This is a genomic window from Paenibacillus sp. SN-8-1 (assembly GCF_050995535.1).
In the GTDB taxonomy this organism is placed as follows: Bacteria; Bacillota; Bacilli; order Paenibacillales; family Paenibacillaceae; genus Fontibacillus.
On the sequence record NZ_CP194782.1, the window covers coordinates 843,021 to 855,382 of the forward strand.

Sequence of the window (12,362 nt, forward strand, 5' to 3'; positions counted from 1 at the left end):
TAACTTCTTATTTGAATTTTTATGAATATTCAACCGTCAGTTGAGCTAAGAAATACAGCAATGTTAATTCTGAGCTAGTTGTTCTTACTCATATTGAGCCCATTCGGGCATCTCAATACGGTGGATCCTGCAAGCACGCCGAATCAAGCTTCTGAATCCCTCAGGGTTCTCTAACTTTTGTATTATATCCATATGTTGATTATAAAACTTGATATTATCAACTAAGTTCTCTCTATCTAGTTCTCCAACTTCTTTGTTTGATATGCAGCTATGACAATAGAACCAACCATCATGCCAATAGTCTGTATCCGATATGTCTAAATAATCATTACACCCTCCATCACATAAATGTGCAGTATAAGTGTCTAATTCTAGTGGGCTTGAATGAAAATAGGGCGAAAGCACTTCGAACCAGAAATCCCGATCCCCTTCAAAATTAAATACCCAGTCAAAATATTCATGGAAAGGGTGGGGTCTTTGATACCGGTCATCTTCCAGCTCAGAACCTTCCTTTTCCATTATATCGTTTAAGTAGCTGCTTATCAGTTCGTCGGAAATCGTATCATCATAATTAAAGCAGCATTGCATCCCATAATAAGTTTCACGATGGGGCCGCCATTTCAATATATGATCTTGAATTTCCCTGAGCTTTAAGGTGTATTGATAGATTTCGCGGGCAAATACCCCGTCGCCACCCTCCGTAAATATATACTGTTCGTAGCTCCAGATGATTTCATCAAGGCTGTCCACCAGGTCATCGGCAGTCCACTGCGCATATTCGTTAGAGTACTTAAGTTCCTCTTGAAGGAACTTGGTCCAGTTCTGTGACCAATGAATAAACTCTTGGCGTATAGACGAATAGTCAAAATAATAAGGATGGCCATCATCTGATTCATTGAATTCATGAGCGTTGGCTTCATGATAGGTCTCATGGCAGTTTTCTCCACAGAAGTAGTCGCCCCGGTAGTTTATCAGGTAATGCTCGTCAATAGAGTGGGCGCATTGTTTGCAAATAATTATTTTTTCTGACACTTGTAAATCCTCCTTGAATACAAACTATTCTTTTATATTGATGATAACTGTAATTTTCTGATTGGCATTATATGCTCTAACTGACGCATCTCTTATTTGGTAAGCGGAATTCATCTTGACTTGATAGTCATCGGTATTATTTTTGATAATTTGCCATTCGTATACGTTAAGAACTGCTTCCACGAACTCCGTAACTAAACGTCCCAGGGCTTTGTCTGTGCTAGACCAATGAAGGGAGGCTTCTTCTAAATCCAGCTCAATCTGATTAATATCTATGTCTGAGAAAATAGCATTGATCCTCCCGTTATTAGAAGTATCTTCGCTTATTACTTCGAGTAGGGTTTTATAGCGCTTAAAAATATCATTTTTCAATGTGATCAATTCAGTTCGAGAAGCATACTTTACGGCTGTATTGACGTTGAAATATTTGCAGATTTTCTCAGTTTCATTGATGGTTGTTCTACTGGTAAGCTGCATGGCAATGCCGCGGACATAGTTGTCTTTCGCGTAAATGATGATGTCGTAGTTATTAAAATAGTACACATAGGCCAGATCTCCATTAGGGGTGTCTGACTGCTTCTTTGGGCTTCCCAAGATCTCCTCGATTTTTTGCTCATTATCTCCAATGTTCAAATTAACATTCAGACCTTTGCCTGGTTCACGAATGAGAATGTAATCAAGAACTCCCTTCCAAGTAAATGACAAGTCAAGGTACCTGGACGTGAAGCTATACTGCATATAGCTGTTGTCCAACTTTATATCTTTTGGAAGTTTAGAAACAACTTTGGAGAAGGGGACTCCTACACTCCAGCCATCAATGGATATTTCTTCAGGCAACTTTACCTTTCTTTGCTTGTTCTCTTCATTGGAAAAAGTAACCGTGGTGTCTGATTGAACAACTTTCGGTGTAAGTTTGTCTTTTTGATCTTTTGCTTGAGATTGCTGGCTTTTATCAGATAGGCTTGAACTAAGCTTCGATTCTGGATGAGTGATACAACCTGTTAATACTACTAAAATAATGCCCGTCACGATGATTAACCTAGACTTCATACGTCTCGTCTCATCTCCTATTAATTATTGATTGTAAAGTACCTGTTCCGGACATTATTAACATACACAGGCTTCTGTTAAAACTCTTTTATGCAACTGAAGTATGTAACCACGTTAAAATTATATAAGTTGATTTTAAGAATTACTTATAGGCAAGAGTGTGAAATGATTCTGGAGAAGCGGAGCGTTCGCCTTTGTGATCAGACTTCTACCTATAAAAATTCAATTAAGAAGTCTGAGAACAACAGCGATCGTAGGAACATTTCATACGGCTGACTAGCATGTAAATCAGTAGTTCAACTAATATAGTATTAAATCGCAGCTATCCTTGTATTCCACTTCGCGTGTATAATTTTGGTAGTTGGTAATCCATAGATAATTGGAGATTGCGATAAATGAATAATGACTATAAAGATAGAATCGATAGAGTAATTAAATACATAGAGGAACATAGTAATCAAAAACTCACTCTTGATATATTGGCCGGTGTCTCAAATTTTTCGAAATATCATTTTACAAGAATATTTACATCCATAGTCGGTGTGACTCCAGTCGCATTTGTGAATCAAGAGCGTGTACGAAAGGCTGTGCATTTGTTGGTTGAAACGGACAAGCCCATCTTGGAAATATCGAGTCAATGCGGTTTCGAATCGGTGTCAACCTTCAATGCCCTTTTTAAGAAACATTATGGCAAGACACCAACTGAGGTTAGAAACAGCGTAAGGAAACATAGCAATTTTTCACCATACTTAAGCAATAGGCAGGAAGAGTTATCTCCCCTACAGGATTACAATAGAAATAGGGACAATCAACTCTTAAAGAGAGCGTGGGGAAATATGATAACCATCAAGCAGCTTCCAGAATATGAAGTGGCGTACGTTAGACATGTCGGGAGTTATTTGGATACTCATGTTGCTTGGGACAAGTTAGGCCGCTGGGCAAGCGAGCAGGGACTTACTCCGGACAACCAGCATTTTATCGGAATATCATTGGATGATGGAAATCTTGTTGATGAATTCGCTTGTCGATACGACGCCTGTGTAACGTTACCAAATGGATTCGAGAGACACGGGCATAACATGCATGTGGAATTCAAAACGCTTTCTGGTGGAATGTATGCTTTATATCCCTACTACGACACAATCGATAGATTTGTTCTGGCCTATCAGAACGTATTCAATCTATGGTTGCCCAGTAGTGAGTATGATGCCGACGATAGACCATGCCTCGAATTCTGTATGAACGATCCTGCCAAGGATGAGGAAGGGAAATGTAAAGTTGATTTATACATCCCGATCAAGAAGAGAATATGAATAACCGTGGAGGATGACCGAATGAACATTGAAGCAGTCTTTGAGCAGTTTCCTAACCTGGAATCAGATGGTTACATATTGAAGAAGATTGAGGATCATCATCTTGAGGAAGTTTTTGAAATCTATAACAATGACAAGGTGTTTGAATACTGCGGCATTATACCCAAGCACAATAAAGATACTGTGAAAAATATGATCGGCCATTTCGAGAGAGATTATAACAAGAGGTCTAGGGTGAAGTGGGGGATATTCGTGGGTTCTCAGCCCGATCGGCTGCTTGGAATTATGGAGGCAGTCGACTTTAATCAAAAGGTGAATGCCGTGACGATTGGCTACTTTTTGTCTGAAGCACATTGGGGCAAAGGTATCGCTACTGAATCGGTAAGCATACTACTCGATTTTTTGTTCACGGCTGTTAACGTCAACAGAATTCAGGCTGAGGTCATGCCTCCAAATGAGGCTTCAAAAAATGTATTGCTGAAGAATGGCTTTATCAAAGAAGGAACATTAAGACAAGCGGCACTATGGGCAGGTAAAGGAATTGTCGACTTGGAAATATACAGTATTTTAAAAGAAGACTATGTAAAATGATCGAGGGAGCGCAATAAAGTCCGGCATATAGCCGGACTTTTATATATGCCCCGCCGGTTAACCAGCCAATAAAACGGCTGCAATAAAAATAAGCTGAATTATGGTTCGGGGGAGCAGGTTGGGGACAGGCCGACCGCCGATCGTTAAATGTCCCCGGGCCGCTCGTACGTTTGCAGGAAACATAGCGATGAACAGTATGACTAAGCAAATGGATGCTAAGCGAGAAGTAGCGGGTATCAGGATGCCAATAGCCCCGGCTATTTCCAGCAGTCCTGTCACCGTAATGATCCAATCGGGCTTTGGAAATACCTGAGGAACCATGCGGATCAGATCTGGGCGTCTGCTCCCCCAATGAGCGGATGCGCTAATGAGCAGCATGATAGCCACAGCTCCTTGCAGAGGTGAATGCCATCCTTCGAAATGTGAGAGGCCTGTCATACCAAGCACTTTAAATAATAGAAATGAGACAATAAGCACATACAAGGGTACCATTCTGGTTCTCTCCTTTCGTCCTAGAAACCCTTCGCTACCATGAGGTACAGAATGACGATCGGCAGCAGCGTAGCAATGAGGCCATAGATCGCCCATGAACGGGAAGCATTACGGTACTCATTAGAGATACTGCCGGTACTGATACTTTGTTCGCTATACTTAATCATCCCGCGCTGAAGTGGAATCAGAATGACAGCCCAGATTATCCCGGTAATGGCGAACAAAATCAACGATAATGTGAGCCAATTCAACCCCGATAGCGACATCCCGGCTTGCGCGGCCATCATACTGCCCGAGATAATGATCAGGACAATTCCAGGGAGCGTGAACACATAATCAGCAAGCATTACATTTTTGACCGCGTAATGAATTACAACCGGTTGTTTAGTCAGATCGGCCCGAACCTTCCAGAAAGCGGCCGTAATAATATTGCCAATGCTGATCAGGATTCCAATAAGGTGGAGCGTCAACCAGATATTCATATGGATTGATCCTTTCCATTCACGAGTTTCATCGAGCCTTCAAAAAATCTGTAATCAATGATGAGAAATCTTGAGCCGTATAAACGGCTGAACCATTCGGAATCGAAGATCGAATTCGCAATCCGAATGTAAGAAGAACAAACATTTCGGCTGTTTTTCCAGCATCGACAGTCTCTGGTATAACGCCATGTTGTTGACCAGTCTTAATCCACTGCTCGGATAAAGACACCGACCGATTATAATACTGATTAAGAGCATCCGCGATAATAGGCTCTTCCTCTTTCCCCAGCAAATACATCAGCACTTTGTTCGTAACATCCGCATTGCCGTAGGCCGAGATACTCTCAGAAATCTTCATCATAGGCTCAGCGAAAGATCGGCGGCCTTGCTCCACTTCGTTCATGAAGCGTTTGTTTGTGTCCTCAAGCCTCTCCTGCAGTACCCAGACGAAAATCTCGTCTTTGCTCTTCACATAGTGGAAGATCGCCCCCTTGGACAGCCCCGATCTGTCCATAATGTCCTTCATCGTGATCGAATGGCATCCTTTTTCCTGGATCAGTAGCTTGGTTGTTTCAAGTAGAAGGCTTATGGTTTGTTGTCTGCGTTCCTCTTGTTTCAAAAGCGTTCCTCCATACGGATAATGTATATATTTCATATTATAAAAACCAACCATCGGTTTGTAAATAGGCAGAATTACGAATGGGTAATATATATTTCCAAATCACCAAAAAATTATATAATGTGATATATTATGACTTAATATTTCATAAATCCTCAAAGGAGCGAAAGAATTTTGAAGAAATTATTCACTCTAATCTTTGTTATTGCTTTACTATTATCGGGTTGCGAAGGAGATCATAGGGATAACCCGGATGCAGCTCAGAAACAATCCAAAGCACAAGAAACATCAACAGTACATACATCACTAACATCGGTTTCAGACTTAAAGAAGAAATATAAAGAAGAAGCACCGCGATACTTAAAACCGATGTACAATGTGAATCACAATCGAGTTTTTACAATTAAATTCAACTCAGATATCTATTCTACCGATGCTTTCCCTCATAGTGATAAAGATATAGCTAAAATGTTCAAAGAAGATGATAAAGAAAGATATAATCGAAGTATCGTAACTGTACATACAGACTCCAAGTGTTTATATGATAGTGAAGTATCTACTTATGAAGCAGTGAAGGATGGCACGAATAATGTACTGACTGTAAGTTCAACCCGCCCCGTACTAACCTCTTTTGATTCTACCAGGGATAAAGAAAATTCATGGGGAAATGCTCCCATCTACTACATTTGTATCCGTTATGATCTAGATGCTAAGACCCCGACAAAATTGGATAATCCTCTGATCATACCTTTTACCATCAAGTCTCCATTACAATCACCGAATGCCACATATCAAATTGATGCTGAAGGAAAATATAAATTAGTATGGAACAACGTTAAAGGTGCTAAGAAATATAATATTTATAATGTGATGTCTATGAATAATGCCGAGCAAATCAATGGGCCCGAGCAAGGATACAAACATACGAATCCATCTCTGATCGGAACGGTTACGGATACAGAATTTCAGGACTTTGCCTCAGATGGAAATCAAGGATTGTTACATGTAGGCAATGAACCGAATGATATCAACAGAAAAGCAACGATTGCGCAGAACAGGATGGTTCAAGGAGAATTCTATGTTACGGCTGTTGATGAAAATGGAAATGAATCAAATTATAGCCCTGCAGTCAGCACTATCAATTTATCAAAAACCCTTGTAACGGGGATGAAAGAGCTGCATGAATTATATTACTTGGGTTTTGAAACTATTGATGCTTTACCTAAAAAGATCAAGTTAACAACAATAGATCAAGCAGCTACTTTAGATAGAGATATTATTTATGAAGATCATATCCAATATGACAAAGATGGGTATGCTCTAATCCCTTATAAGGTAAAAGGAACAGCGATTAGCGGTACAACCTTGGTGTATACATTTGATAAACAAAAATGGAGTCAGTACTTACGGGATCAAGATAAGAGGGATCACAGCAGTGGGGGGCTGGTTGAGCCGGATAACATGATGGATTACGCTCCCGATTCTTCTACTGTCGATAATTCCAAAAATAAAAGTGATGATCTGATTGAACGTGAGAAAGAAAATACACGACAACAACTGGATGAAGGCAATAAAGAGAACGTTGCGGTTAATGATTATAAAATCAATGCGGATTCTGCACTAGAAGAATACCTGGCATTAAATTTAATAGCGGCTAATAGTAAAATTGCATTAAAGGCATTCCCCGAGGCTCTAAATATGGGGGTGTTGTCTGATACCTTGCAAAAGGTTGGATATCAAAATCCGCTAATATTAGGTGTTAAGAGATATGCATTCGATTATAAAACATCGACTCTTATTGTTGGTTATAGTGAAAGTAAAGATATGATCGCCAAGAAACAAAAAGAAATAATGACAGAAGCGAACCATATTATTTCGCAAATCATTACGAAAAATATGAGTGATGACGAAAAGCGGCAAGCTATTTATGACTACTTAAATGATCATACCCAATATGATGACGCAGCCTTGAAAAGTGCTGAGAACAACAATTATAAGAATGTTGATAAGAAGTTTAATGATTCTTTTACCGCCTATGGGATTATGGTGAAGAAAGTTGGGGTGTGCGCTAGCTACGCGGCAACCTACAAGCTGCTTAGTGATTTGTCTGGCTTAAATAGTATTGTCGTAACGGGTTATCTTGGGGGAGTACCTCATGCTTGGAACAAGGTAGAGATCAATGGGAAATGGTACAATGTGGATTCAACAAATAATGGAACAAACTCGGGTGTCAGTTACTTGTTATATAATTCTGACGATGGCACAGCAGAGGATCTAGAGTTTACCTTTAACAAAGCTTATTGGACAGATGAAGGATTAAAGCAATTTGAAAGCAAAGATAACTCCTTGGACTATTATAAAAAGAAAGGGCTGGAGATTAACTCTCCCAAAGAATATAAGAATAAACTTATAACTTTCCTAAAGAGCAATGATAAGACCTTCACGGTTCGATTAAAGGATGATGTGAGTGAAGATGTCGTTATTCAGGTAATACAAGACGTCTATAATGAAACTTCTAATATCAAATTAGCGAATGCAAAAATAAGCGGGCTGCTGAGTTATCTTATTTTGAAGGATAAGTAATTCGGCTCGGAGCGTGAAAGTGATTAAGCGGCTTGTGGTCCTATATTTCATAGGACCACAAGCCGTTTAATTATGGCTTTAGCCGGTTGAGTGCGTGAAACGCGCGAAACAAAAAACCACCCGCTATGCGGGTGGAGGGATCAGCGGTTTGACCACTAAGACCATTCCGATAAAATTGAGATGTTCAGGCTCAAAGAAAGGAATGGTCTTAAATGGCAAACAAGAGCTATAGTCTAGCTCACACAAAGTGGATGTGCAAATACCACATTGTCTTCACCCCGAAGTATAGACGGAAAGAGATCTATAATCAAGTAAGAAGAGATTTAATAGAAATTTTCAAACGCTTATGTAAGTACAAGGGAGTAGAAATTATAGAAGGTCACATGATGCCTGATCATGTCCATATGTTGGTCGCTATCCCACCGAAAATTTCAGTCTCATCATTCATGGGATATCTAAAGGGAAAAAGTTCGTTAATGATCTTCGAGAAGCACGCACAACTAAAGTATAAATACGGGAATCGAAAATTCTGGGCAGAAGGATATTATGTGAGTACGGTAGGTTTGAATGAAGCAACCGTAGCGAAGTACATTCGTGAACAAGAGGCACATGACCAAGCTGTAGATAAGCTGAGCGTAAAAGAGTACGAAGATCCATTCAGCAGCAACAGGGGCAAAAAGAAATAAACCAGTTTAACTGGTAAGTGAAAGTGACAATTAACACTGAGCCTGAACAGATTTGTGGTCAGGCTAGCGTCTTTAGGCGCAGTTTGGCAACAGGGGGTTATACCCCAAGAGCAAACCACCCGTTGGACGGGTGGTCATGATTATGGCTTTAGCCGGTTGAGTGCGTGAAACGCGCGAAACAAAAAACCACCCGCTATGCGGGTGGAGGGATCAGCGGTTTGACCACTAAGACCATTCCGATAAAATTGAGATGTTCAGGCTCAAAGAAAGGAATGGTCTTAAATGGCAAACAAGAGCTATAGTCTAGCTCACACAAAGTGGATGTGCAAATACCACATTGTCTTCACCCCGAAGTATAGACGGAAAGAGATCTATAATCAAGTAAGAAGAGATTTAATAGAAATTTTCAAACGCTTATGTAAGTACAAGGGAGTAGAAATTATAGAAGGTCACATGATGCCTGATCATGTCCATATGTTGGTCGCTATCCCACCGAAAATTTCAGTCTCATCATTCATGGGATATCTAAAGGGAAAAAGTTCGTTAATGATCTTCGAGAAGCACGCACAACTAAAGTATAAATACGGGAATCGAAAATTCTGGGCAGAAGGATATTATGTGAGTACGGTAGGTTTGAATGAAGCAACCGTAGCGAAGTACATTCGTGAACAAGAGGCACATGACCAAGCTGTAGATAAGCTGAGCGTAAAAGAGTACGAAGATCCATTCAGCAGCAACAGGGGCAAAAAGAAATAAACCAGTTTAACTGGTAAGTGAAAGTGACAATTAACACTGAGCCTGAACAGATTTGTGGTCAGGCTAGCGTCTTTAGGCGCAGTTTGGCAACAGGGGGTTATACCCCAAGAGCAAACCACCCGTTGGACGGGTGGTCATGATTTGCTATTTTACTTTTGTGTTACTCAAAATTTCTATTCCGATCTAGGTCAAGGTACGTCTTGCTGTCAACAACCAGCCGCCAGTAAGCAGCAGGAGTGCTATTATGATGTTTATACCGAAACCTTGCAGCAGGGAATCGTTGGCGAGCAAGTCGCGAAGCCCGTCAGCGAGAATCTTACGAAGCGGCGCGATCGACGTGAAGATAGGAATCGCAGCAATGAAGACCACCCAGATCACCCGGCCGACGAGATGACGAGTCCCGGAGAACAACAAATTCAGGAGCGACAGGAGAACCAGGTACACGCCGAACTGGTATATGAACATGCCGAAGACACCAAACTGACTCCATCCGAAAATTTCAAGAATATTAAACGTAGTTATGTAGTCACGAATCACGTGGATCTCCAATTGTAGCCATATTATGTTGAGCACAGCAAAGAAGGCTGCCCATGCCGCATACACTAGCAAGATACCGAGGTAGTACTCTCGGCGCGTTGCGCCTAGATTAATCATCCGCTTGAAGAAACTTGCAGGGAGGACGCTGCCCACAAAGAATAGGAACAAAGTAAACAAATTAGCGGTCGACAATGTCGAATTCTCACCCGATCTCATCGATAAACTTATGATCAGATTCGTCGTGACACTGACAACGAGAGCGCCCACAATAATCCACAAATACAGTTTAAGCTGCAAGAAGGATGCCTTCATCCAGACGGCCGATTTATTCAATTCGCTGACCCCCTTCGATTAAATAAGAGAAGAATTTCTGAAGCGGCAACCCTTCAATGGATATGTCGAGTTCGTGGGCCTGGCGTCGGTCTACATCTTCGATCGTCCCATATACCGCTGCTAGTACGCCCTTGCCATACGCCTCTTTATAGATAACCTGCCTTCCATTTGTGAAGCGTTCAACAGATTCCCGGGCGCCCATCAACACATGGGATTGTGTGCGGATATTGTCCACTTCTTCGTGCATCAGAATGGAACCGGAATCCATAATGTAGACTTGCTCGGTCACCATGGCAATCTCGTCGATCAGATGGGTGGAGAGCAGAATGGTACGCGGGTGCTCAGCATAATCCTCAACTAGAATGCGATAGAACTTCTCCCGCATCAGCACATCCAGGCCAAGTACTGGTTCATCATAAATCGTAAGCGGCGCGCGGCTGGCCAGACCGATGATGTTCCCTACCAAGGATTCCATTCCCCTGGAGAGCTGGCGAATTTTCTTGTTCGGATTGAGTTTGAAGGTGTTCAGCAGCTCATGGGCAAAATCCCAATCCCAATTTTTGTGGAATGCGGATGCGAGCTGCAGACTCTCTATGACTTTCGCGCCGCCAAAAAATAAATTTTTTTCTCGCACGTAACAGACATCTTGCGGTGTCTCACCTTTTTTGAGCTGCACGCCTGCGATCTCAATTTGACCGTAACTGGGAAAGATGCCCCCGGTCAGCATATTGAGCAAAGTAGTTTTACCCGCACCGTTGCGGCCAAACAGTCCGTAGATGGTGTTCTCGTTCAGTCTTAATTCGAGATTGCGTACGGCATCATGTTTACCATAACTTTTGGTTACATTCGAACATGTAATAATCGTGCTCATTTTCCACCATCTCCCGACCTTTGTTTAATCATCTCAATCACGTCTTCGTAAGTCATCTCTAGCTTCTCAGCTTCATCCAGAAGATTCACAATCAACTCGTCGTAGAATCGAGTCCTCCGTTTGTCCATGATCGTTCTCCTTGCGCCTGCAGCGACGTACATGCCAAGCCCTCTCTTCTTGTAGATAATTCCTTCATTAACCAACAAAGCGATGCCTTTCACGATCGTAGCTGGATTGATCTGGAATGTGCTGGCGAATTGCGCCACTGAGATAATTTGTTCATCTTCTCCGTAAACCCCCTTCAAGATATCATCCTCAATCATTTCCGCGATTTGTTGAAAGATCGGTTGACTGTCGTTAAAGTTAATCTGCATGGTACCACCATTTCTGTATGTTAGTATTGTAACATACTATAATACATCCTGATGCTCTGGTCAACTTTTCTGTTAAAATCTACTTAAAGCTAGCCTAAATCCATTTAGTTAAGCGGAAAGGGCGGGGCTGGGAGGTTGATGTGAGGATTGGCAACAATACTGAAGCTTCGTTCACCGTCGAATAATAATCGTGGTACGATAAAACCGAAGGCACACTTCAATTGGAACAAGAGGGGAAGATAGGGGTGACACAACCGAATATTGTAGAAGTGGCAACGCTCGTCGGTGATCCTTCACGCGTCACGATGCTTCTGGAACTGTTAGGCGGCAATGCTCTTCCGGCTAGTGAATTGGCACGTGCCGCACATATTAAGCAATCGAGGCAAAAGTCTTTAGCTTCTACGAGTCAGAGGGATTTGTCATCATTGAGGTAAAGGCGCAAAAAGTACATGCCCACGAAGAAATTATATGGAGTGAGCAGTATGTCAATCCAACCGCGTGGAACTCGATGATATACAACTTTCGCCATTACTTTGGCCTGGATCGGGAGTTGGGCAAGACCTTTAAGTCAGAGACTTGATAACATGCCCGTTTGGGAGTCATAGATCTTATTCAACACGGAAGCTTTGACTGGACCGGAAGA

The 12,362-nt window shown here is 41.6% G+C and carries 14 protein-coding genes; 6 read left to right on the forward strand and 8 right to left on the reverse strand.

Going from position 1 to position 12,362, the window contains the following annotated elements:
- Positions 1-84 precede the first annotated feature (84 nt).
- On the reverse strand, positions 85-1,032 hold the full coding sequence (locus ACRRNK_RS03975) for a hypothetical protein (RefSeq protein WP_433945515.1): 948 nt from the start codon (positions 1,030-1,032) through the stop codon (positions 85-87).
- Positions 1,033-1,056: 24 nt separating this feature from the next.
- A complete protein-coding gene (locus ACRRNK_RS03980; RefSeq protein WP_433945516.1) occupies positions 1,057-2,082 on the reverse strand; it encodes a hypothetical protein in 1,026 nt (341 codons plus the stop codon).
- 395 nt (positions 2,083-2,477) lie between these two features.
- On the opposite strand from ACRRNK_RS03980, the gene ACRRNK_RS03985 reads away from it, so the two are divergent.
- Both ACRRNK_RS03985 and ACRRNK_RS03990 read left to right on the forward strand, forming a co-directional pair.
- A complete protein-coding gene (locus ACRRNK_RS03985) occupies positions 2,478-3,395 on the forward strand; it encodes an AraC family transcriptional regulator (RefSeq protein WP_433945517.1) in 918 nt (305 codons plus the stop codon).
- Positions 3,396-3,416: 21 nt separating this feature from the next.
- Positions 3,417-3,986, forward strand: a complete 570-nt coding sequence (locus ACRRNK_RS03990) for a GNAT family N-acetyltransferase (protein ID WP_433945518.1) — start codon at positions 3,417-3,419, stop codon at positions 3,984-3,986.
- Positions 3,987-4,043: 57 nt separating this feature from the next.
- Here the strand turns inward: ACRRNK_RS03990 and ACRRNK_RS03995 are convergent, their stop codons facing one another.
- From ACRRNK_RS03995 to ACRRNK_RS04005, 3 genes are read right to left on the reverse strand one after another with little or no spacing between them, the layout of a single operon-like run.
- Positions 4,044-4,478: a DoxX family protein gene (locus ACRRNK_RS03995; protein ID WP_433945519.1), complete on the reverse strand. Its 435-nt coding sequence runs from the start codon at positions 4,476-4,478 to the stop codon at positions 4,044-4,046.
- A 20-nt stretch (positions 4,479-4,498) separates the two neighbouring features.
- Positions 4,499-4,960: a DUF2269 family protein gene (locus tag ACRRNK_RS04000; RefSeq protein ID WP_433945520.1), complete on the reverse strand. Its 462-nt coding sequence runs from the start codon at positions 4,958-4,960 to the stop codon at positions 4,499-4,501.
- Positions 4,961-4,988: 28 nt separating this feature from the next.
- The gene (locus tag ACRRNK_RS04005; RefSeq protein WP_433945521.1) at positions 4,989-5,579 is read right to left on the reverse strand and encodes a TetR/AcrR family transcriptional regulator; all 591 of its coding nucleotides are present in this window, start codon (positions 5,577-5,579) and stop codon (positions 4,989-4,991) included.
- Positions 5,580-5,753: 174 nt separating this feature from the next.
- Here ACRRNK_RS04005 and ACRRNK_RS04010 point away from each other — a divergent pair, with 174 nt between their 5' ends.
- From ACRRNK_RS04010 to tnpA (ACRRNK_RS04020), 3 genes are all read left to right on the forward strand, one after another.
- Positions 5,754-8,162, forward strand: coding sequence for a transglutaminase domain-containing protein (locus tag ACRRNK_RS04010; protein ID WP_433945522.1), 2,409 nt, complete (start codon positions 5,754-5,756; stop codon positions 8,160-8,162).
- Between the two features lie 212 nt (positions 8,163-8,374).
- On the forward strand, positions 8,375-8,848 hold the full coding sequence (gene tnpA, locus ACRRNK_RS04015) for an IS200/IS605 family transposase (RefSeq protein ID WP_433942914.1): 474 nt from the start codon (positions 8,375-8,377) through the stop codon (positions 8,846-8,848).
- A 282-nt stretch (positions 8,849-9,130) separates the two neighbouring features.
- Positions 9,131-9,604 (forward strand): IS200/IS605 family transposase, encoded by a 474-nt coding sequence (gene tnpA / locus ACRRNK_RS04020; RefSeq protein ID WP_433942914.1) that lies wholly within the window; start codon positions 9,131-9,133, stop codon positions 9,602-9,604.
- Positions 9,605-9,787: 183 nt separating this feature from the next.
- Here tnpA (ACRRNK_RS04020) and ACRRNK_RS04025 read toward each other — a convergent pair whose 3' ends face one another.
- Genes ACRRNK_RS04025 through ACRRNK_RS04035 form a run of 3 tightly spaced genes read right to left on the reverse strand, consistent with a single transcriptional unit; the run spans position 9,788 to position 11,719 of the window.
- Positions 9,788-10,474 carry a hypothetical protein gene (locus tag ACRRNK_RS04025; protein WP_433945523.1) on the reverse strand — a complete coding sequence of 229 codons (687 nt, stop codon included), beginning with the start codon at positions 10,472-10,474 and terminating at the stop codon, positions 9,788-9,790.
- Positions 10,467-11,345, reverse strand: a complete 879-nt coding sequence (locus ACRRNK_RS04030; RefSeq protein WP_433945524.1) for an ATP-binding cassette domain-containing protein — start codon at positions 11,343-11,345, stop codon at positions 10,467-10,469. Before ACRRNK_RS04030 ends, ACRRNK_RS04025 begins: the two co-directional genes overlap by 8 nt.
- Positions 11,342-11,719 carry a GntR family transcriptional regulator gene (locus tag ACRRNK_RS04035; RefSeq protein WP_433945525.1) on the reverse strand — a complete coding sequence of 126 codons (378 nt, stop codon included), beginning with the start codon at positions 11,717-11,719 and terminating at the stop codon, positions 11,342-11,344. The genes ACRRNK_RS04030 and ACRRNK_RS04035 overlap by 4 nt, the downstream gene beginning before the upstream one ends.
- Positions 11,720-11,964: 245 nt before the next feature.
- Between ACRRNK_RS04035 and ACRRNK_RS04040 the strand changes: the two genes are divergently transcribed.
- Positions 11,965-12,153 carry a hypothetical protein gene (locus ACRRNK_RS04040; protein WP_433945526.1) on the forward strand — a complete coding sequence of 63 codons (189 nt, stop codon included), beginning with the start codon at positions 11,965-11,967 and terminating at the stop codon, positions 12,151-12,153.
- The last annotated feature ends 209 nt before the right edge of the window (positions 12,154-12,362 follow it).